Genomic DNA, 19723 nt, shown 5'->3' on the forward strand with positions numbered 1-19723 from the left:
CGCACCTGGGAAATACCGATTGCCGAGGGGATCATAAGTAAAATGAATACTTTGGAATTTTCCCGGAGCCTGTCATGGACCTGCGCGCCATGCGCTATTTCATCGCCATCGTCGACCAGGGCAGCCTGACGCGGGCAGCCGAAGTGGTCTGCGTGGCGCAGCCCGCACTCAGCCAGCAACTGGCGGCGCTGGAAAAAGAGCTGGGCGTGCCGCTGGTCCACCGCGGCGCCAAGGGCGTCAGGCCCACCGAAGCCGGCCGCACGCTCTATCGCCACGCCCGCAATATCCTGCGGCAGGTGGAGATCGCAGGCGCCGAGGCCCGGGTGGCGGGCACGGATGTCACCGGCATGGTTGCCATCGGCCTGCCCACCACGGCGGCGGCGGCATTCGGCATGCCGCTGATCCGCGCCGTGCGCGCCCGCTATCCGCAGATCCGGCTGCAGCTGTTCGAGAGCATGAGCGGATATATCTCGGAGCTGCTGGACCACAACCGGCTGGACTTTGCCATCCTGTTCCGCGATGTGCCGTCGCGCGCGGTGGAACTGGAGCGGCTGGCGAGCGAATCGCTATACCTGGTCGGGACGCTTCCGGTGACGCGCGGGCGCGCAAAGGCGAAAGCGAAGCCTCGGGCGCAGGCCGGTGCGGAAGGCGCTACGGTCGCGATCAAGGCACTGGGCGAGCTGCCACTCGTGCTGCCAAGCGGCTCGCAGGGCCTGCGCGAAGTGGTCGAGCTTGCCTTCGCGCAGGCCGGCGTGCCGCTGAACGTGGTGGCCGACCTGGATTCGCTGCCCTTCCTGCTGGCGACCGCGCGCGAGGGCCTGGCCTGCACCATCCTGCCCGCGTCGTCGCTGTCCGACGCGGACAGCGAAGTGCCGCGGCACCTGATCGTGCCGGAACTGCGCCGCACGCTGTCGCTGTGCTGGCCACGCGCGCTGCCGCGCACCAGCGCGGCCGAGGCCGTGGCGGAGGTGCTGCGTGAACTGGTGGCCGAACGCATTGCGGCGGGCGGGTCGCTCAAGCCGCCGCTCATTCCGCCGCCTGCGGCCGATCAATAAAACTTATGCCCGTAGTCGGCGATTGAATTTCACGCCGGCGCGGCAGTCGGCTAGAGTTGCCAGCAGCCTGGGCCGGCCATTCACGGCCCCGCAACTCCAGGAGACACCATGCAACGCACCCGCCGCGCCCTGGCAGCCGCCACTGCCCTGGCCGCCTGCCTGCCGCTGTTCAGCGCCAGGGCCCTTGCCGCCGACCCCTATCCGTCCAAGCCCATCCAGATGATCGTGCCGCAGGCGCCGGGCGGCACCAACGATATCGTCGCGCGCCTGGTCGCCGCGACCCTGTCGCAACGGCTCGGCCAGCAGGTGGTGGTGGAAAACCGCCCGGGCGCCGGCGGCAATATCGGCACCCAGGCAGCGGCCCGCGCCACCCCGGACGGCTACACGCTGCTGATGACCATCAGCAGCACGCAGGCCATCAACCCGTCGCTGTACCGCAGTATCCCGTTCGACCCGGTCAAGGATTTCGAGCCGATCGCCCCGGTGGCAAGCGTGCCGAACGTGCTGGTGGCCAACCCCGCCTTCCCCGCCAAGTCGCTGCCCGAGCTGATCGCGATGGCCAAGGCCAGGCCGGACTACTACCGTTATGCCTCCGCCGGCAATGGCACGCTGAACCACCTGCTGGGCGAGATGCTCAACAGCATGGCCGGCATCAAGCTCGAACACGTGCCCTACAAGGGCGTCGCGCCGGCGCTGAACGATGTGCTGGGCAACCAGGTGCCGCTGGCCTTCGCCAGCCTGCCGTCAGTGCTGGCCCATATCAAGGCGGGCAAGGTGCGCGCGCTAGGCGTCAGCTCTGCCAAGCGCTCGCCGTTCGCGCCGGACATTCCCGCGATCAGCGAAACCGTGCCCGGCTATAGCGGCGACCTCTGGGTCGGCCTGTTCGCGGTCAAGGGCACGCCGAAGGACGTGACGCAAAAGCTCGGCCAGGCCATGCAGGAGATCCTGGCGGACAAGACCCTGCGCGACAAGCTGGCGGCACAGGGCGCCGAAGTCATGACGGGCACGCCGCAGCAGTTCAGCAAGATGCTGGCGTCCGACATGGACAAGTGGGCCCGCATCGTGAAGGCATCGGGCGCGCAGGTGGACTAAGCGCAAAACAGGCACCCAGGCGGCACGCCAGCGGGCATGCCGCCACTCCCGCACACACCCCCACCCTATCGGGCAACGAGCGCCGCCAGCTCCAGCACCCGCCGGTCGCGAAATTATTGCGACAAGACCCCTTCCAGCAGCTTTCCTCAACAGGTAGTTCCTGCCTTCGGCTAATCGTCGGGCCAGACAGCCCCCATGACGGCGAGCCGCCAGGGCCATCCCACTTGGTGTTTTCCCTAGGGCAAAAAGCCTTGGCGAAGCCCGCGACAGTGCGCTACATTCGAATCAAATAAATCTTTTATTTGATTATTTATTCGATGCGCGCGATACGTCACGCGCCACCAGGAGACAGCGCCCCCGATGAGTTTCCAAAACCACTCTCTCTAGCGACGGCGGTGATAGGTTGCGATTTCGCGCGTCGCGATCTCGTAGACCTTTTCCAGTTGTTCCAGCTGTCCGGCCGCCTTCAGGGCGCCGGATTTAGGGCCGAATTCGCCTTGCGCGGTCTCGAGCAGTGTCTCGCGCCGCAAGCGGGCGAATTCGTCGCACACCCTTATGCCTTCGTCAGTGGCGAAGTAGTAAATGCCCGTGCGTGCGCTGCCGTATTTGTCGACCAGTTCGGCCTTGAGCAGCTTGCGCAACTCATATTGCATGTTGGGCACGTCCTGGCGATTGGTCATGTGCAGCAGGTCCTTGATGGTCTTGGGCCGTTCGTGCATCCGGATGATGTGCAGCAGGGTATTTTCCTGCCCGCTCAGCGTAATCCCGGTCACGGCAGCCAGGCATTCGGACTGCCACCGCAGGAACGACTGATAAGCCCGCATCACGGCGTATTCGAGGTCGGTGATCTCGACGCTGAAATCATCCGTCGCCAGGTGCCAGCGATGTTGCTCGGCAGTGCGGTCGATTTTCGCGGATGGCGTGGAGTTACTCGAGGTCTTGGGCATTGTCAGCTCGACGCACGTTGCGTGCGTGGGTTTATCAGGGCAGTACGGGCGCCGCATTATCCGCGTGCGGCGCCTGCTTCAGGGATTCTACTTGGCCGGGAGATACGCATGAGAAAAATTCTGAACACGAAGGACTTTGTACTGGGCACGTTTGCGACCAATTGCTCGGGTGGCATGTCGGTGACCAAGATCGGCGAGCGCTGGGACAACTCGTGGGAAAACAACGCGAAGCTGGCCCGGATGCTGGACGACGCCGGCATCGACTTCATGCTGCCGATCGCGCGCTGGATCGGCTACGGCGGCGAGACCGACTTCCACGGCTCGGTGCTGGAAACGATCACGTGGGCTGCCGGGTTGCTGGCGCAGACCAAGAACCTGACGGTATTCGCGACCATCCACACCGCGGCCAACCACCCGGCGGTGGTGGCCAAGCAGATCGCGACGCTGGACCAGATCGGCCAGGGCCGCGCGGGCCTGAATATCGTGGCGGGCTGGAACCGCCCCGAGTACGAAGCCCTGGGCCTGCCGCTGGCCGCCGGCCACGACAAGCGCTACAGCTATGCGCAGGAGTGGTTCGACGTCATCAAGCAGATCTGGGAGCGCGACGGCGCCTTCAACTATGACGGCGAGAACTTCCACCTGAAGGGCATCTACGGCCTGCCCAAGCCGTGGCACGGCGAGCGCCCGCCGGTCCTGAACGCCGCGGGTTCCGGCGAAGGCCGCGACTTCGCCATCCAGAACGCCAACTTCCTGTTCACGCCGGCGATCGACCTGGCGCGTTCCAAAGTGGAAGTGGCCGAGCTGAAAGCCAAGGCCCGTGCGGCAGACAAGCCGGTGCAAGTGCTGACCTTCTCGCACGTGGTGTGCCGCCCGACCGAGCGGGAAGCGCGCGACTACCTGCGCCACTTTGCGCAGGACAACGCCGACTGGGCCGCGGTGGACAACCTGGTAGCGCTGCAGTTTGCCAACGCGCAGTCGTTCCCGCACGACCTGCTGGCACTGATCCGCGACCGCATGGCGGCCGGCCACGGCGGCTTCCCGCTGGTGGGCACGCCCGAGCAGGTGGCCGACGGCATCTGTGCGCTGGCCGAAGCCGGCTTCAAGGGCACCACGCTGTCGTTCGTCGACTACGTGAAGGAGTTCCCGTACTTCCGCGACACGGTGCTGCCGATCCTGGAGGCACGCGGCCTGCGCCAGCCCGGAGGGTCGAAAAATGGCGGCCAGTAAGCACGACCCGATGGCGGCGCTGCAGCAGCAGTTCAAGCAGGCGATGCGCGGCTTCGCCGGCGCGGTGACCGTGGTGACGGTGGCCGAAGGCGAAGAGCGCAGCGGCTTCACCGCGACCTCGGTGTCGTCGTTCTCGGCCGAGCCGCCGATGGTGGTGGCGTCGATGAAGGCGACCAGCTCGTCGGCCGGGCTGCTGCAGAGCACGCGGCGCTTCGGCGTGAACCTGCTGCGCGTGGAGCAGCAGGCGATCGCGCAGCGCTTCACCGGCTTTGGCGGCGAGGCCGGCGCCGCGCGCTACGGCAGCGACGCCTGGACCCAGCTCACCCGCGACGGCGCCCCGGTGCTGGCCGATGCCGTGGTGGCCATGGATTGCGAAGCGGAGGAACTACTGGAGCGCCACGGGCACATCCTGATCATCGGGCGGGTGCGGGCGGTACACGTGGCCGAGCAGGCCCCGGCGCCGCTGCTCTACTGGCAGGGGCGGTACACGCGGCTGACACACGCGTCGGCCTGACACGGCGCACACAACAAGGAGACACCATGAGCAACACCGTGCAACAGCTTGCCGCGGACCTTTCCAGCGGCAAGGCAAGGATTATCGACCTGACGCAGACCCTGTCGCCGGACTTCCCCGCGCTGGTGCTGCCCCCCGAATTCGGGCAGGTGTGGGCGTTCAAGATGGAACGCATCAGCCAGTATGACGACAAGGGACCGGGCTGGTACTGGAACAACTTCTCCTGCGGCGAGCATACCGGCACGCATTTCGACGCGCCGGTGCACTGGATCTCGGGCAAGGACCACGCCAACAACACCGTGGACACCATCGACCCGGCCAACTTCATTGCCCCCGCGGTAGTAGTCGATGCCAGCGCCGAAGTGGCGGAGAACCCCGACTGGGTGCTGACGGTGGCGCACCTGCAACGCTGGGAAGCTGAACACGGCCGCATTCCCGCCGGCGCCTGGGTGATGCTGCGCACCGACTGGAGCAAGAAGACCGACCCCGCCGAGTTCCTCGGCCTGCGCGAGGACGGTGCCCATACTCCCGGCCCGGAACAGGCTGCGGTCGAATGGCTGATCCATGAACGCAACGTCCACGGCTTCGGCGTCGAAACCATCAACACCGATGCCGGCCAGTCCTACGCCTGGCCGCTGCCCTACCCGTGCCACACGCTGATGCACGGCGCGAACAAGTACGGCCTGCAATGCCTGAAGAACCTGGACCGGCTGCCGCCTACCGGCACGCTGATCGTGGCGGCACCGCTGAAGATCCAGAACGGGTCGGGCAGTCCGTTGCGGGTACTGGCGATCGCGGCCACCTGACAGGGCCGAGGACGTCCACAAAAGAAGAGAGAGGAAGGGAAGACAAATGAAGCACCAACGCAGGATCCTGGCCGCCGTGGCGGCCGCCGGCAGCCTCGCCTCCGGCGCCGCACAGCCCCAGAGCGCCGTGCAGCTCTACGGGACGATCGACGCCTTTGCCGGCTCCGTGCGCGCCAGTGGCGACGCGCACAGCACCGCGGTCGTCGACAGCTCCGGCCTGACCACCTCCTACTGGGGCATTGGCGGGCAGGAAGCGCTCGGCAACGGCCTGAACGCCGAGTTCACGCTGGAGAGCTTTTTCCGTACGGACAATGGCAAGGTCGGCCGCTTCGACGGCGACGTCATGTTCGGGCGCAATGCCTATGTTGGCCTGAACGGAGGTTTTGGCGCGATCAAGCTCGGCCGCAACACCACGCCGTGGTTCGTGTCGATGTTGCTGTTCAACCCGCTGGCGGATTCGGCCGTGTTCTCGCCGATGTTCCTGCATGCCTACACCACGCCGCCTGGCTCGCCGGTCGGCAACTCGGTCGCGGGTGACACCGCCTGGGACAACTCGGTGCTGTACCAGAGCCCCGGTTTCGGCGGGCTGCGCTTCAATGCGATCTACTCGACCGGCGAGAGCGCCGGCCACCAGGGCAAGCAGAACTACGGCGGCAATGCCACCTACTTCAACGGCAACTTTGGCGCCACGCTGGCGGTGCAGCGCGTGGGGGTCAATGCGCCGGAATTCGCGGCCAGCGGCGCCAGCTACCAGATGGCCTACCTGGCCGGCCTGTCCTATGACTTCAAGGTGGTCAAGCTGTTCGGCCAGTACGCGCAGTCGGACAACAGCTTCAGCGCGCTGAGCCGCCAGCGCAACCGCACCATGCAGGTGGGCGCGAGCGCGCCGCTGGGACCGGGCTCGCTGATGGCAACGTGGGTGCGTACCTGGCAGGGCGGCAGCGAAACGCTGGGCTCGGCCCGCCGCGACACGACCACGCTGGCCTACGACTACCCGTTCTCCAAGCGCACTGATCTTTACGCCGCCTGGCGCTATGACAAGGTGACCGACCTGAATCCGGGCAACACCTTCGGGCTGGGCCTGCGCCACAAGTTCTAGCAGGAGCCCGGCGCCTCACTTCGAGGCGCCGATCAGATTTTCTTGGTCGCCCCAAAAAAAATATTTCCACAATCATATGTTTATGCCTAAACTATGTGGAACGACAACGAGCGCGTGGCGACGATCGCGCGAAACAGGTTCCCTGGCGGCTTCTCCGGTTCACCATCCGCCACCCATCAGGAGACAGACAATGACCCCAGCTGGCACCGCTCAGCCCTGGCGCCCCGCTTCTCGCGCGACCTATACCGTACTTTTCGTATGCTTCCTTGCGATTCTCTTTGAAGGCTATGACGTCGGCGTCATGGGAGCGGTACTGCCCACACTTGCCGACGACCGCAACTGGAACCTGACGCCGCTGGAACTCGGTGCCCTCAGCAGCTATGCCCTGGTCGGCATGTTCTTTGGCGCCTTCCTGATCGGCACGCTGAGCGAGATGATCGGCCGCCGCCGCATGCTGCTGCTCTGCGTTTCCCTGTTCTCGCTGACCATGCTGGGCGCGTCCTATGCGCCGACGCCCGCCATCTTCGGCATCCTGCGATTCATCGGCGGGCTCGGCCTCGGTGGCGTCATTCCCGTCGCCGCCGCCCTGACCATCGAGTACTCGTCGCCGCACCGCCGCAGCTTCAACTATGGGCTGATGTACTCGGGGTATTCCGTGGGCATCCTTTGCGCCGCGCTCGTTGCGATGTGGCTGTTGCCCAGTCTTGGCTGGCGTGGCGTGATTGGCCTGGGTGCCGTGCCCATGGTGTTGATACCGCTGATGGCGTGGATGTTGCCTGAGTCGCTGGAGTACCTGGTGGGGCAAGGGCGGATCGCTGAAGCGCAGGCATTGGCCGATCGCACTGGCAATGGCCAGCTGCCGTCACAAGCCCGGCCCGCCAACAGCGCCGCCCGCGCCACCTGGCGCGACGTGATGTCGAGCATGTTCGCGCGCAAGCAGCTACGTGCGACGGCGTGCTTCTGGATCGCACTGTTCTTCGGCTTGCTGCTGGTCTATGGCCTCAATACGTGGTTGCCGACCATCATGCGCAAGAATGGCTACGACCTCGGCTCCAGCCTTTCCTTCCTGGTTATCTTCAGCCTTGCTTCCGCGGTAGGCGGCCTCTTCCTGGGAAGCGCGGCCGACAGGATAGGCGCACGTGGCACCGTTGCGGTTTTCTACCTGATCGGCGCTCTCGCCATCGGCGCGCTGATGTTCCGCAACTCCATTGCCGTCAACTACCTGCTGGTCGCACTGGCAGGCGTGGGGAGCGTCTCGGCATCCCTGATCCTTACCGGCTATCTGGCCGGTTACTACCCGGCACACGCACGGGCCGCGGCAACAGGATGGGCCCTGAGCTTCGCGCGCTTCGGCGCCATGAGCGGCCCGCTCGTCGGCGGCTACGTGGCCGGCTCAGGCCTGAGTTTCGGCTGGAACTTCATCACGTTCTCAATTGCCGGCCTTGCCGCTGCGCTGGCTGTGGCGCTGCTGCCATCGGCACGGCAACCAGTCGTCGTGGCCCGCGCCGGCCAGCAAAGCAACGCATAGATCGCCTGAGGAGGGACTTCGGCTTCCACGGAAGCCGTCCCCGTGACCTCGAGCTCCGTGCATATATATGATTATGGAAATGTTTCTGCTTAAACTATATTCGTCTCACCCCAACGTGAGCGTCAGGAAGAAAAGCCATGGCTGAGCGTTCGTTTGCCGAAGAAGTCAAGAAATTGCGCCTGGGTTCCGGCGAGGTATTCAGCGGCGAGGGCATCCTCGCGGTCACCAAGGCGCTGCTGGAATCCGGCGTCGCCTACGTGGCCGGCTACCAGGGCTCGCCGATCTCGCACCTGATGGACGTGCTGGCCGATGCGCAGGACATCCTTGCCGAGCATGGCATCCGCTTCGAGAACAGCGCGAGCGAAGCCACCGCGGCTGCATCGCTGGCGGCCTCGGTCAACTACCCGCTGCGCGGCGCGGTCACGTTCAAGGCCACCGTGGGCACCAACGTGGCATCGGACGCGCTGGCCAACCTGGCTTCGGGCGGGGTCACCGGCGGCGCGCTGATCATCGTCGGCGAAGACTACGGCGAAGGCTCCTCGATCATGCAGGAGCGCAGCCACGCGTTTGCGATGAAGTCGCAGATGTGGCTGCTCGATCCGCGCCCCAACCTGCCGTGCATCGTGCAGGCGGTGAAGGACGGCTTCGACTTGTCCGAAGCGTCCAATACACCGGTGATGCTCCAGCTGCGTGTGCGCTCATGCCACGTACATGGCCAGTTCGTCGCTTCCGACAACCGCCGCTCCAAGTTCTCCATCCAGGACGCGCTGGACAATCCCACGCGCGACCTCAGCCGCATCGTGCTGCCCCCGGCGAGCTTCGTGCACGAGCACGAGAAGATCAAGCAGCGCTGGCCCGCCGCCGTGAAGTTCATCGAGGAACGCCAGCTCAATGAGTTCTTCCAGGGCGAGATGGACGACATCGGCATCGCCGTGCAGGGCGGCAGCTACAACACGCTGATCCGCGCACTGGAGCAGCTCGGCCTGGCCGACGTGTTCGGCGAGTCGAAGATCCCCCTGTACGTGACGAACGTGGCCTACCCGCTGATCGATTCGGAGTGGGAACGCTTCTGCGCGGGCAAGCGCGCGGTGCTGGTGCTGGAAGAAGGCCAGCCCAACTTTGTCGAGCAGAACGCCGCCAACATCCTGCGCATGGCCGGTGCCACCGCGGCGCTGCATGGCAAGGACCTGCTGCCGCTCGCTGGCGAATACAACACTGCGACCGTGCTCAAGGGGTTGCGCGCCTTCCTGGAGCAGTACGGCAAGATCGAACCGCTGCCGGAACCTAAGCCTGCACGTAAGGTGATCCCCCTGGTGCAGGCGCCCGCCGCCACCGTCGACGCCGTGGCAGCCGAAGTGCTGGAACCGCAGAAGCTGGTCGACGAGAGCGTGCATGCGCGCCCGCCCGGCTTCTGCACCGGCTGCCCGGAGCGCCCGATCTTCACCGCGATGAAGCTGGTCGAGCGCGAGATCGGCGAGCACCATGTGAGCGCCGACATCGGCTGCCACCTGTTCTCGATCCTGCCGCCGTTCAACCTGGGCAACACCACCATGGGCTACGGCCTGGGAAGCGCCAGCGCCGCGGCCCTGAACGCGCCCGGCGGCAAGCGCGCCATCTCCGTGATGGGCGACGGCGGCTTCTGGCACAACGGCCTGACCAGCGGCATCGCCAACGCGGTGTTCAACAAGAGCGACAACCTGACCATCGTGGTCGACAACAGCTACACGTCCGCCACCGGTGGGCAGGACATCCTGTCCTCGACCGCGCTGAACGACACCCGCAGCACCGGCCACGCCATCGAGGACGCGGTCAAGGGCGTGGGCGTCAAGTGGGTGCGCACCATCCGCCGCACCTATGACCTGAAGGCGATGAAGGCCACCCTCAAGGAAGCGCTGACCACTGGCGCCAAGGGCCCCAAGGTACTGATCGCCCAGAGCGAATGCATGCTGAACAAGCAGCGCCGCGAGAAGCCGAAGACGCGCAAGGCGATCGCCGACGGCCAGCGCGTGGTGCGCGAGCGCTTTGGGGTGGATTCGGACACCTGCACCGGCGATCACTCGTGCATCCGGCTGTCCGGCTGCCCTTCGCTGACGATCAAGCCCAACCCGGACCCACTGCGCACCGATCCGGTCGCCTCCGTGCTGGACAGCTGCGTGGGCTGCGGCCTGTGCGGCGAGGTCTCGCACGCGGCGGTGCTGTGCCCGTCCTTTTACCGTGCGCAGATCGTCACCAACCCGACCCGCATCGACAAGCTGCGCCAGCGCCTGCGCGACGGCGTGATCGGCTTCCTGCAGCGCCGCGATGCCGCGCGCCGCACCCGCCTTGCATTCTGAACACCAAGCTTCGAGAGGTTCAATCGTGAACGCACCCAACAACCTCAGCGCCAAGCCGATCAAGGTCGCCATCCTCGCCATGGGCGGCGAAGGCGGCGGCGTGCTGGCCGACTGGATCGTGGATCTGGGCGAGCACAACGGCTATATCGCGCAAACCACGTCGGTGCCCGGCGTGGCGCAGCGCACCGGCGCCACCATCTATTACGTCGAGCTGTTCCCGCGCGACCTGGCCGAACAGGCCGGCCGCCAGCCGGTGCTGGCGCTGATGCCCACCCCTGGCGATGTCGATGTGGTACTCGCCTCGGAACTGATGGAAGCCGGCCGCGCCGTGCAGCGCGGACTGGTGACGCCGGAGCGCACCACGCTGGTGTCTTCCACCCACCGCGTGTATTCCATCGCGGAGAAATCCGCGATGGGCGACGGGCGGGTCGACAGCAACGAGCTGATCGCCCATGCCGGCAAGGCCGCCAAACGCTTTGTACGCTTCGACATGGCGCAGGCCGCCGAAGCCAGCGGCAGCGTCATCAGCGCCGTGCTGCTTGGCGCGCTGGCTGGCACCGGCGTGCTGCCGTTCAGCCGCGCGCAGTTTGAAGCCACGATCGAGCGCGGCGGCGTGGGCGTGAAGCCCAGCCTGCGCGCTTTTGGCGCGGCGTTCGCCACAGCCGAGGCCGCCGAGACGCCCGCCGCGGAAGCTGCAAAGCCGCTGGGCGAACTCAAGCCGCGGGATCCCGGGGTTGCGCAGTTGCTGCAGCGCGCCCGCGCCGAACAACCGGCCGAGAACTGGCCCGTCGTGGTCGAAGGCGTGCGCCGCATGATCGACTACCAGGACGTGGCCTACGCCGGCCTGTACCTGGATCGGCTGGCGGCCGTGCGCCGGGCCGTTGGCAACGGCGATACTGCGCTGCTGCGCGAAACCGCGCGCCACCTGGCGCTGTGGATGTCGTACGAAGACACCATTCGCGTGGCCGACCTGAAGACCCGCGACTCGCGCTTCGCGCGGGTACGGGGCGAGGTGCGCGCCGGCGACAAGCAGCTGCTGGCGATCAACGAGTTCATGCACCCGCGCCTGGAAGAAATCTGCGAGACGCTGCCGGCCGGGCTCGGCCGCTGGCTGATGCAGCCGCATTTCGTGCACAGACTGGTGCGCCGCTTCACCACCTCGGGCCGCGTGGTCACGACCAGTTCGCTGCGGGGCTACCTGATGCTGTGGGCGGTGTCGCGCCTGCGCGGCATCCGCCGCAGCACGCTGCGCTATGCGCTGGAAACCGAGCGTATCGAAGGCTGGCTGGCCCAGGTGCTGGCCGCCGCCCGCCTTAACCCTGCGCTGGCGCTGGAAGTGGTGCAGTGCCAGCGGCTGGTGAAGGGTTACAGCGACACCCATGTGCGCGGCCTGACCAACTACCAGATCCTGATGAACGCCGTGGTGCGCGCGGGTGCCCGCCTGGCCCCGGCCACGCTGCGCGAGTTGCGCGAAGCCGCGCTGGCCGACGAGCACGGCAAGAAGTTGAAGGAAGCCCTCGCCCGCCACGCGCTGGCGTGATCACTCGCAAACCCAGGAACCGCAGACCATGAGCACTACGCATACCTTCCGGCGCCAGCACAAGATCCATTTCTCGGAATGCGACCCGGCCGGCATCGTCTTCTACCCGCAGTACTTCGTGCTGTTCAACGACCTGATCGAACGCTGGGTCGACACCCTGTTGCCGGACGGCTACCACGGCGTGATCGGCGCGCGCCGGCTGGGCATGCCCACCGTGCACCTGGAGGTGGACTTCAAGGCGATCAGCCGCTTTGGCGACCAGGTCTGGCTGGAACTGGATGTGGTGCGCCTGGGGGGCAAGTCGATCGCGCTGGCCTGGCGCTGCACTGGCGCGGACGGCGAGCTGCGCATGGCGGCCACGCAGACCATCGTGATGACCTCGCTGGACACGCACCTGGCGATCCCGGTGCCCGATGACCTGCGGGCCGCAATCGAACACGGCACTGCGCCCGCAGGCCGGCCTATTCCCGAAACCACCGTCTGAATGCCGACGTACCCGCTGCGGGGGTGCCGCAGGCTCCGGTAGTAACCAAATTGGAACAGCCATGAACATTGTATGTATCGGCGGTGGCCCCGCCGGCCTGTATTTCGGCCTGTTGATGAAGCTCCAGGATCCCGCCACCAAGGTCATGGTGGTGGAGCGCAACCGTCCCTATGACACCTTCGGTTGGGGCGTGGTGTTCTCCGACGCCACCATGGACAACCTGCGCGAGGCCGACCCGGTCTCGGCCGAGACCATCGGCGATGCGTTCAACCGCTGGGACGATGTCGAAGTCCACTTCAAGGGCCGCGCGGTGCGCAGCGGCGGCCACGGCTTCATCGGCATCGGCCGCAAGAAGCTGCTGAACATCCTGCAGGCGCGCTGCGAGGAAGTCGGTGTGGAACTGGTATTCGAGAACTACGTCGAGGACGACCAGGCCATTGCGCGCAAGTACAACGCCGACCTGGTGCTGGCTTCCGACGGCCTCAACAGCGTGGTGCGCAAGCGCTATGCCGACACCTTCCGCCCCGACATCGACACGCGCAACTGCCGCTTTGTCTGGCTGGGCACGAAGAAGGTGTTCGACGCCTTCAACTTCATCTTCGTGCCGACCGAGCATGGCTGGTTCCAGGCGCATGCCTATCGCTTCGAGGACGGTACCTCGACCTTTATCGTCGAGACCCCGGAAGAAACCTGGAAGGCCGCCGGCATCGACCAGATGAGCCAGGAAGAGGGCATCGCGTACTGCGAGAAGCTGTTCGCCCCGTACCTGGACGGCAACCCGCTGATCAGCAACGCCGGCCACCTGCGCGGCTCGGCGATCTGGATCCAGTTCCCGCGCGTGATCTGCGAGAAGTGGGTGCACTGGAACAAACTGGCCGACGACAGCGGCCTGGAGAAGAAGGTGCCCGTGGTGTTGATGGGCGACGCCGCCCACACCGCGCACTTCTCGATCGGCTCCGGCACCAAGCTGGCGCTGGAAGATGCCATCGAGCTGGCGCGCACCCTCCGCAACACCGACGGCCCGCTGGAAGATGCACTGAAGCACTACGAAGCCGTGCGGTCGGTGGAAGTGCTCAAGATCCAGAACGCCGCGCGCAACTCGACCGAATGGTTCGAGAACGTCAGGCGCTATGAAGACCTGGAGCCCGAGCAGTTCGCCTACTCGCTGCTGACCCGCTCGCAGCGCATTTCGCACGAGAACCTGCGCGTGCGTGACAAGGCCTGGCTGGAAGGCTACGAGTCATGGCTGGCCGAACGCGCCGGCACGGATGCCACCGCCGTGCCGCCGATGCTGACGCCGTACACCGTGCGCGGCGTGGAACTGAAGAACCGCGTGGTGGTGTCGCCCACCGCCATGTATTCCTGCCAGGACGGCGTGCCCGGCAATTTCCACATGGTGCACCTTGGCAGCCGCGCACTGGGCGGTGCCGGCCTGGTGATGGTGGAAATGACGGCGGTGTCGCCGGACGGCCGCATCACTGAGGGTTGCCCGGGCCTGTGGAATGACCAGCAGGCGGCGGCATTCGCCGGCATCGTCGGCTTCGTGCATGAGCACACCAGCGCGCGCATCGGCGTGCAGATCGGCCACGCCGGCCGCCGCGGCTCGACCCAGCTGGGCTGGGAGCAGATGGACCACCCGCTGGCCGAGGGCAACTGGCCGCTGATCTCTGCCTCCGCGCTGCCGTACCTGCCGGGCGTTTCGCAGGCGCCGCGCGCCATGACCCGCGCAGACATGGACCGCGTGCGCGATGACTTCGTTGCCGCCACCCGGCGTGCCGCCGCCGCGGGCTTTGACTGGCTGGAGCTGCAGGCCGGCCACGGCTACCTGCTGTCGAACTTCCTCTCGCCTGTGACCAACCAGCGCAGCGACGAATACGGCGGCTCGCTGGAAAACCGCATGGCCTTCCCGCTGGAAGTGCTGCGCGCGGTGCGCGCGGCATGGCCGCAGGACAAGCCGGTGTCGGTGCGCATTTCCGCGACTGACTGGGTCGAAGGCGGCAACAGCGCCGACGACGCGGTGGCCATGGCGCGCCTGTTCAAGGAGGCCGGCGCCGACATGATCGACTGCTCTTCCGGCGAAGTCACGCCGGCGCAGAAGCCGGTCTACGGCCGCATGTTCCAGACCCCGTTCGCCGACCGCGTGCGCAACGAGGCAGGCGTGCCGACCATCGCCGTGGGCGCGATCACCGAAGCCGACCATGTCAACGGGATCATCGCCTCGGGCCGCGCCGACCTGTGCGCGCTGTCGCGCCCGTACCTGGCCGATCCGGCCTGGCTGCTGCGCGAAACCGCGCAACTGGGCTACCGGCGCGTGGAATGGCCAAAGCAGTACCTGTTCGCCAAGGATCAGCTGGAGCGCAGTATCAAGCGCGCGGCGGCCTGACGATGGCTCACCCCTCTCTCGTCCGCCGGAGAGGGAGAAACCAGACCAAAGAGGAAGACGATGTCGAATACCTCCTATGACACCTACCGCGAGAATGTAGCCGGCCGCGCCGACGTGGAAGACACGCCCGAGCTGGTCGCCTACTACAAGGAGCTCGATGCGCTCAAGACCGGCGCGCTCTGGACCGTGGCCAACAAGATCGAGCCGTGGCAGCCAAAGTCAGAATCGGTGCCGGTGCTGTGGCGCTACCGCGACCTGCGTGATCACGTGCTGCGCTCGGTCGACCTGGTAACGCCGGAGAAGGCCGGCCGCCGCGTGATCTACCTGAACAACCCGGGCCGCCAGGACGTTTCGGCGGCGGTGGGCTGGCTCTATTCGGGCCTGCAGGTGATGCATCCCGGCGAGGCCGCCTCGGCACACGCGCACTCGTCGTCGGCGCTGCGCTTCATCATGGAAGGCAGCGGCGCCTACACCATCGTCGACGGCCACAAGATGACGCTGAACGCCAACGACTTCGTGCTCACGCCCAACGGCACCTGGCACGAGCATGGCGTGGCGGCCGAAGGCACCACCTGCATCTGGCAGGACGGCCTGGACATTCCGCTGGTCAACGCCATGGAAGCCGGCTTCTACGCCGTGCATCCGGACCTGCAGCAAGCTGTGACTCACCCGGTCGACGACATGCCGGCGATCTGGGGCGGCAAGGGCCTGCGCCCGCACGAAGGCAACTGGACCAAGCCGTATTCGCCGCTCTACAAGTACGAATGGGCGCCGACCTACGAGGCGCTGGTACGCCACAGCAAGGTCACCGACGGCAGCCCGTTCGACGGCGTGCTGATGCACTACGTCAATCCGGTCACTGGCGGCCCGGTGATGCCGACCATCGGCGCCAGCATGCAGTTGCTGCGTCCGGGCGAAGCCACCAAGGCCCACCGCCACACCGGCAGCTTCATCTACCAGGTAGCTAAGGGCAGTGGCTACTCGGTCATCAACGGCCAGCGCTTCGACTGGACCGAGCGCGACATCTTCTGCGTGCCGTCGTGGGCCTTCCATGAGCACGCGAACGCGTCGGCCAGCGATGACGCCGTGCTGTTCTGCTTCAACGACCTGCCGGTGATGCATTCGCTGGGGCTGTACCGCGAGCAGGCGCTGGCGGAGAACGGCGGGCATCAGGTGGTCCTTTGAACCTCAGCAGTATCTGTTTCCAAATTGTGCAGCCGCACTGATTGCGGCCTTTTCCGGAGTTATCAAACCATGCGTCTCGTAACCTATCGCGCTGAAGTCGCTGCCGCCGCCCGCCTGGGCGCCATCGTCGACGGCAATGTCGTTGACCTCGCCCGTTTCGGCGCCGCCGTCGGCGTGAGCATTCCCTCCACCATGCTCGATTTCATCGACCTGGGCCCCGAGGCAGTCCGCTCGACCAGCGCGCTGCTGAACGAATATCGCGGCAGGCTGCCGTTCGGCGTGGCCGTGCCGGCTTCCAACGTCAAGCTGCTGGCGCCGATCCCGCGCCCGCGCAAGAACATCTGGGGCATCGGCCTGAACTACGTCGAGCACGTCGCCGAATCCAGCCGCAGCCTGGACACCTCGAAAGAGCTGCCCAAGGAGCCAGTGATCTTCTCCAAGCCGCCCACCACCGTGATCGGCCCGGGCGATGCCATCGAGCACAACAAGGAAATCACCCAGCAGATGGACTGGGAAGTCGAGCTGGCCGTCATCATCGGCACGCGCGGCAAGGGCGTGAAGGAAGCCGACGCGCTCAACTACGTGTTCGGCTACAGCGTGATGATCGACATCTCGGCGCGCGACTGCCGCCGCGCCGGCCAGTGGATCTACTCCAAGGGCCAGGACACCTATGCCCCGTTCGGCCCGGTCATCGTCACCGCCGACGAGATCCCCGACCCGCACACGCTGGACCTGTCGCTGACCGTCAACGGCGTGACCAAGCAGAGCTCCAACACCCGCCACATGCTGTTCAAGGTGCCGGCGCTGATCGCGGACATCAGCAAGGGCATGGCGCTGGAGCCCGGCGACATCATCGCCACCGGCACGCCGGACGGCGTGGGCGCGGGCCGCACCCCGCAGGAGTGGCTGTGGCCCGGCGACACCGTGGTAGCCACAGTGGAAGGCATCGGCGAACTGCGCCACCCGGTGGTGGCTGTCTAAACCCCGTCATCCCCGCGCAAGCGGGGATGACCGCTGCAAGCGAGGCACACATATGCTCAACCTGCCCAAGTTCAGGGCCGCGGCCGTACAGGCCGCCCCCGTCTTCCTCGATGCCGATGCCACGGTCGACAAGGTCTGCCGGCTGATCAGGGAAGCCGCCGACAACGGCGCGAAGCTGGTCGCCTTTCCGGAAGTGTTCGTGGCCGGCTACCCGTACTGGAGCTGGCTGACCAACCCGGTCGACGCCAGCCCCTGGTTCGAGAAGCTGGTCAAGGCTTCCATCGAGATCCCCGGCCCGGAGATCCGCAAGATCGCGCAGGCGGCGCAGGCCAACCACATCAACGTGATCGTTGGCGTGAACGAACGCAGCCGCACCGGCGTCGGCACCCTCTTCAATACGCTGGTGACCATCAGCGATGAAGGCCGCATCCTGGGCCGCCACCGCAAGCTGGTGCCCACCTGGGCCGAGAAGCTGACCTGGGCCAACGGCGACGCCTCGGCACTGCGTGTGCACCAGACCAGCGTCGGCCCGCTCGGCTCGCTGGCCTGCGGCGAGAACACCAACACGCTGGCGCGCTTCTCGCTGCTGTCGCAGGGCGAGCTGATGCACGTGGCCAGCTACATTGCGCTGCCGGTGGCACCGGCCGACTACGACATGGCCGAGGCCATCAAGGTACGCGCCGCCGCCCACTGCTTCGAGGGCAAAGTGTTCACCGCGGTGTCGTGCTCGACGGTTTCGGAAGAGATCATCGAAGCGATGAGCCCGCTGAATCCCAAGGCACGCGAACTGCTGTCGCGCCGCAACAGCGCCTTCTCCGGCTTCCTGGGGCCCGATGGCCGCGTCATCGGCGAGCCGCTGATCGACGCGGAAGGCATCGTCTACGCCGACATCGACCTGTCGCGCTGCATCCAGCCGCGCCAGATGCACGACATCACCGGCCACTACAACCGCTTCGACATCTTCGACCTGCGCGTCGACCGCCGCCCGCTGCAGCCCGCCCAGTTCCTGGACGGCGCCAGCCAGGCCTTCGACCTCGACGCCGAGGAAGCGGAACTCAACGCATTCGACCTTTCCGAGAGCAAGTAAATGTCTTTCCTGCTGACGCCCCAGAAGCCGCTGCGCATCGGGCAGATCGTACCGTCCTCCAATACCACCATGGAGACGGAAATCCCCGCCATGTTGCGCGAGCGCGAGAAGGACTTCGCCGAGCGCTTCACCTTCCACTCCAGCCGCATGCGCATGAAGAAGGTGGTGAAGGAGGAGCTGGAGGCGATGGACCGTGACAGCGACCGCTGCGCCATCGAGCTCTCCGACGCGCGCGTCGACGTGCTGGGCTACGCCTGCCTGGTGGCCATCATGAGCATGGGCAAGGGCTATCACCGCGTCTCCGAGGCACGCCTGACCCAGCGCACCGTCGACAACGGCAACCCCGCGCCGGTGGTGACCAGCGCCGGCGCACTGGTGGACGGCCTGCATGCCATGGGCGCGAAGCGTGTCTCGGTGGTGTGCCCGTACATGAAGCCGCTGACGAAGATGGTGGTCGACTACATCGAGAGCGAAGGCATCGAGGTCAAGGACTACACCGCGCTGGAGATCCCCGACAACCTGCAGGTCGCCGCGCAGGATCCGGCCAACCTGCTGGAGATCTACAAGCGCATCGACACCACCGGCGTCGACGCCATCGTGCTGTCGGCCTGCGTGCAGATGCAGTCGCTTCCGTCGATCCAGAAGGTGCAGGACGAGTCGGGCATCCCGACGGTGTCGGCGGCGGTGGCCACCACCTGGCAGATGCTGCGCAAGCTGAACCTGCGCGCCGAGGTGGCCGGCTGCGGTGAGCTGCTGAGCGGCAAGTACTGAGCGCCATCCCACGCTTTCGTCGTCCCTGCTCCCGCGGGGACGACGCTTCGCACATGCACATGGACGACATTCACTTCTACGAGCCCACGCGCGGTCACGGGCTGCGGCACGATCCGCTGGCCGCCATTGTCGGCCCACGCCCGATTGGCTGGATTTCGACGGTGAACAAGGCCGGGCGCGCCAACCTGGCGCCCTACGCCTTCTTCAACGTCTTCAACTACACGCCGCCAGTGGTGGCGTTCTCCAGCGTCGGCTACAAGGACACCGTGCGCAACGTCGAGGACATCGGCGACTTTGTCTGGAACCTGGTGACGCGCCCGCTGGCCGAGCGCATGAACGCCACCAGCGCGGGCGTGGCGCCGGAAGTCGATGAGTTTGGCCTGGCGGGCCTGACGCCGATGCCGTCGCGCCTGGTGTCGGCGCCTCGCGTGCAGGAGAGCCCGGTATCGTTCGAGTGCCGCGCAACCAGGGTCATGCAGCTGAACCAGGCCGACGGCGCCATGCTCGATACCTGGATGGTGCTGGGCGAGGTCGTCGGCGTGCATATCGACCGGGCCTTCCTGCCGGACGGAGTCTATGACACCGCCGCCGCACGCCCCATCCTGCGCGGTGGCGGCCCGGCCGACTACTACGAGGTCAGCAGGTCGACGCTGTTCCAGATGCGCCGGCCGGCCTGAGGCGCGGCCCTGCC

General features: G+C 66.3%; 17 protein-coding genes. 16 read left to right on the top strand and 1 reads right to left on the bottom strand.

What is annotated here, in order from left to right; genetic code table 11:
• Positions 1–74 precede the first annotated feature (74 nt).
• Together AC07UK_RS15840 and AC07UK_RS15845 are read left to right on the top strand one after the other, a co-directional pair.
• Positions 75–1055 carry a LysR substrate-binding domain-containing protein gene (locus AC07UK_RS15840; RefSeq protein WP_436224875.1) on the top strand — a complete coding sequence of 327 codons (981 nt, stop codon included), beginning with the start codon at positions 75–77 and terminating at the stop codon, positions 1053–1055.
• Positions 1056–1163: 108 nt separating this feature from the next.
• On the top strand, positions 1164–2147 hold the full coding sequence (locus AC07UK_RS15845; protein ID WP_436224874.1) for a tripartite tricarboxylate transporter substrate binding protein: 984 nt from the start codon (positions 1164–1166) through the stop codon (positions 2145–2147).
• 383 nt (positions 2148–2530) lie between these two features.
• Here the strand turns inward: AC07UK_RS15845 and AC07UK_RS15850 are convergent, their stop codons facing one another.
• The gene (locus tag AC07UK_RS15850) at positions 2531–3094 is read right to left on the bottom strand and encodes a winged helix DNA-binding protein (RefSeq protein ID WP_022533717.1); all 564 of its coding nucleotides are present in this window, start codon (positions 3092–3094) and stop codon (positions 2531–2533) included.
• Between the two features lie 108 nt (positions 3095–3202).
• Here AC07UK_RS15850 and AC07UK_RS15855 point away from each other — a divergent pair, with 108 nt between their 5' ends.
• The 14 genes from AC07UK_RS15855 to AC07UK_RS15920 all read left to right on the top strand — a co-directional run bounded on the left by AC07UK_RS15855 (position 3203) and on the right by AC07UK_RS15920 (position 19709).
• Positions 3203–4321: an LLM class flavin-dependent oxidoreductase gene (locus AC07UK_RS15855; protein ID WP_494688231.1), complete on the top strand. Its 1119-nt coding sequence runs from the start codon at positions 3203–3205 to the stop codon at positions 4319–4321.
• Entirely contained in the window at positions 4308–4835 is a 528-nt protein-coding gene (locus tag AC07UK_RS15860; RefSeq protein ID WP_494688232.1) for a flavin reductase family protein, read from the top strand. Before AC07UK_RS15855 ends, AC07UK_RS15860 begins: the two co-directional genes overlap by 14 nt.
• Positions 4836–4861: 26 nt before the next feature.
• Positions 4862–5641 carry a cyclase family protein gene (locus AC07UK_RS15865; RefSeq protein ID WP_436224871.1) on the top strand — a complete coding sequence of 260 codons (780 nt, stop codon included), beginning with the start codon at positions 4862–4864 and terminating at the stop codon, positions 5639–5641.
• A 46-nt stretch (positions 5642–5687) separates the two neighbouring features.
• A complete protein-coding gene (locus AC07UK_RS15870; protein ID WP_436224870.1) occupies positions 5688–6740 on the top strand; it encodes a porin in 1053 nt (350 codons plus the stop codon).
• A 190-nt stretch (positions 6741–6930) separates the two neighbouring features.
• Positions 6931–8268, top strand: coding sequence for an MFS transporter (locus AC07UK_RS15875; RefSeq protein ID WP_494693884.1), 1338 nt, complete (start codon positions 6931–6933; stop codon positions 8266–8268).
• 137 nt (positions 8269–8405) lie between these two features.
• On the top strand, positions 8406–10601 hold the full coding sequence (locus AC07UK_RS15880; RefSeq protein ID WP_436224869.1) for a thiamine pyrophosphate-dependent enzyme: 2196 nt from the start codon (positions 8406–8408) through the stop codon (positions 10599–10601).
• A gap of 79 nt (positions 10602–10680) precedes the next feature.
• Positions 10681–12141 carry an indolepyruvate oxidoreductase subunit beta family protein gene (locus AC07UK_RS15885; RefSeq protein ID WP_436225362.1) on the top strand — a complete coding sequence of 487 codons (1461 nt, stop codon included), beginning with the start codon at positions 10681–10683 and terminating at the stop codon, positions 12139–12141.
• Between the two features lie 28 nt (positions 12142–12169).
• The gene (locus AC07UK_RS15890) at positions 12170–12625 is read left to right on the top strand and encodes an acyl-CoA thioesterase (protein WP_436224868.1); all 456 of its coding nucleotides are present in this window, start codon (positions 12170–12172) and stop codon (positions 12623–12625) included.
• A gap of 61 nt (positions 12626–12686) precedes the next feature.
• Complete coding sequence (locus AC07UK_RS15895) at positions 12687–15008, top strand: bifunctional salicylyl-CoA 5-hydroxylase/oxidoreductase (RefSeq protein ID WP_494687562.1); 2322 nt, start codon at positions 12687–12689, stop codon at positions 15006–15008.
• A gap of 60 nt (positions 15009–15068) precedes the next feature.
• Entirely contained in the window at positions 15069–16193 is a 1125-nt protein-coding gene (locus tag AC07UK_RS15900) for a cupin domain-containing protein (protein WP_436224866.1), read from the top strand.
• 69 nt (positions 16194–16262) lie between these two features.
• On the top strand, positions 16263–17174 hold the full coding sequence (locus AC07UK_RS15905; protein WP_494687563.1) for a fumarylacetoacetate hydrolase family protein: 912 nt from the start codon (positions 16263–16265) through the stop codon (positions 17172–17174).
• Positions 17175–17226: 52 nt separating this feature from the next.
• Positions 17227–18261, top strand: coding sequence for a carbon-nitrogen hydrolase family protein (locus tag AC07UK_RS15910; RefSeq protein ID WP_436224864.1), 1035 nt, complete (start codon positions 17227–17229; stop codon positions 18259–18261).
• Positions 18262–19032, top strand: a complete 771-nt coding sequence (locus AC07UK_RS15915; RefSeq protein WP_269149084.1) for a maleate cis-trans isomerase family protein — start codon at positions 18262–18264, stop codon at positions 19030–19032.
• 53 nt (positions 19033–19085) lie between these two features.
• Entirely contained in the window at positions 19086–19709 is a 624-nt protein-coding gene (locus AC07UK_RS15920) for a flavin reductase family protein (RefSeq protein WP_494687564.1), read from the top strand.
• Positions 19710–19723: the final 14 nt, after the last annotated feature.

The sequence above is a fragment of the Cupriavidus sp. GW821-FHT07C08 genome, from assembly GCF_059419025.1.

Bases quoted from the DNA above. Each gene is read 5' to 3' on its own strand.
- AC07UK_RS15915 (WP_269149084.1), top strand. From the start codon at position 18,262: ATGTCTTTCCTGCTGACGCCCCAGAAGCCGCTGCGCATCGGGCAGATC.
- AC07UK_RS15885 (WP_436225362.1), top strand. From the start codon at position 10,681: ATGGGCGGCGAAGGCGGCGGCGTGCTGGCCGACTGGATCGTGGATCTG.
- AC07UK_RS15875 (WP_494693884.1), top strand. From the start codon at position 6,931: ATGACCCCAGCTGGCACCGCTCAGCCCTGGCGCCCCGCTTCTCGCGCG.
- AC07UK_RS15890 (WP_436224868.1), top strand. From the start codon at position 12,170: ATGAGCACTACGCATACCTTCCGGCGCCAGCACAAGATCCATTTCTCG.
- AC07UK_RS15920 (WP_494687564.1), top strand. From the start codon at position 19,086: ATGCACATGGACGACATTCACTTCTACGAGCCCACGCGCGGTCACGGG.
- AC07UK_RS15900 (WP_436224866.1), top strand. From the start codon at position 15,069: ATGTCGAATACCTCCTATGACACCTACCGCGAGAATGTAGCCGGCCGC.
- AC07UK_RS15850 (WP_022533717.1), bottom strand. From the start codon at position 3,094: ATGCCCAAGACCTCGAGTAACTCCACGCCATCCGCGAAAATCGACCGC.
- AC07UK_RS15855 (WP_494688231.1), top strand. From the start codon at position 3,203: ATGAGAAAAATTCTGAACACGAAGGACTTTGTACTGGGCACGTTTGCG.
- AC07UK_RS15870 (WP_436224870.1), top strand. From the start codon at position 5,688: ATGAAGCACCAACGCAGGATCCTGGCCGCCGTGGCGGCCGCCGGCAGC.
- AC07UK_RS15860 (WP_494688232.1), top strand. From the start codon at position 4,308: ATGGCGGCCAGTAAGCACGACCCGATGGCGGCGCTGCAGCAGCAGTTC.
- AC07UK_RS15880 (WP_436224869.1), top strand. From the start codon at position 8,406: ATGGCTGAGCGTTCGTTTGCCGAAGAAGTCAAGAAATTGCGCCTGGGT.
- AC07UK_RS15865 (WP_436224871.1), top strand. From the start codon at position 4,862: ATGAGCAACACCGTGCAACAGCTTGCCGCGGACCTTTCCAGCGGCAAG.
- AC07UK_RS15895 (WP_494687562.1), top strand. From the start codon at position 12,687: ATGAACATTGTATGTATCGGCGGTGGCCCCGCCGGCCTGTATTTCGGC.
- AC07UK_RS15845 (WP_436224874.1), top strand. From the start codon at position 1,164: ATGCAACGCACCCGCCGCGCCCTGGCAGCCGCCACTGCCCTGGCCGCC.
- AC07UK_RS15910 (WP_436224864.1), top strand. From the start codon at position 17,227: ATGCTCAACCTGCCCAAGTTCAGGGCCGCGGCCGTACAGGCCGCCCCC.
- AC07UK_RS15905 (WP_494687563.1), top strand. From the start codon at position 16,263: ATGCGTCTCGTAACCTATCGCGCTGAAGTCGCTGCCGCCGCCCGCCTG.
- AC07UK_RS15840 (WP_436224875.1), top strand. From the start codon at position 75: ATGGACCTGCGCGCCATGCGCTATTTCATCGCCATCGTCGACCAGGGC.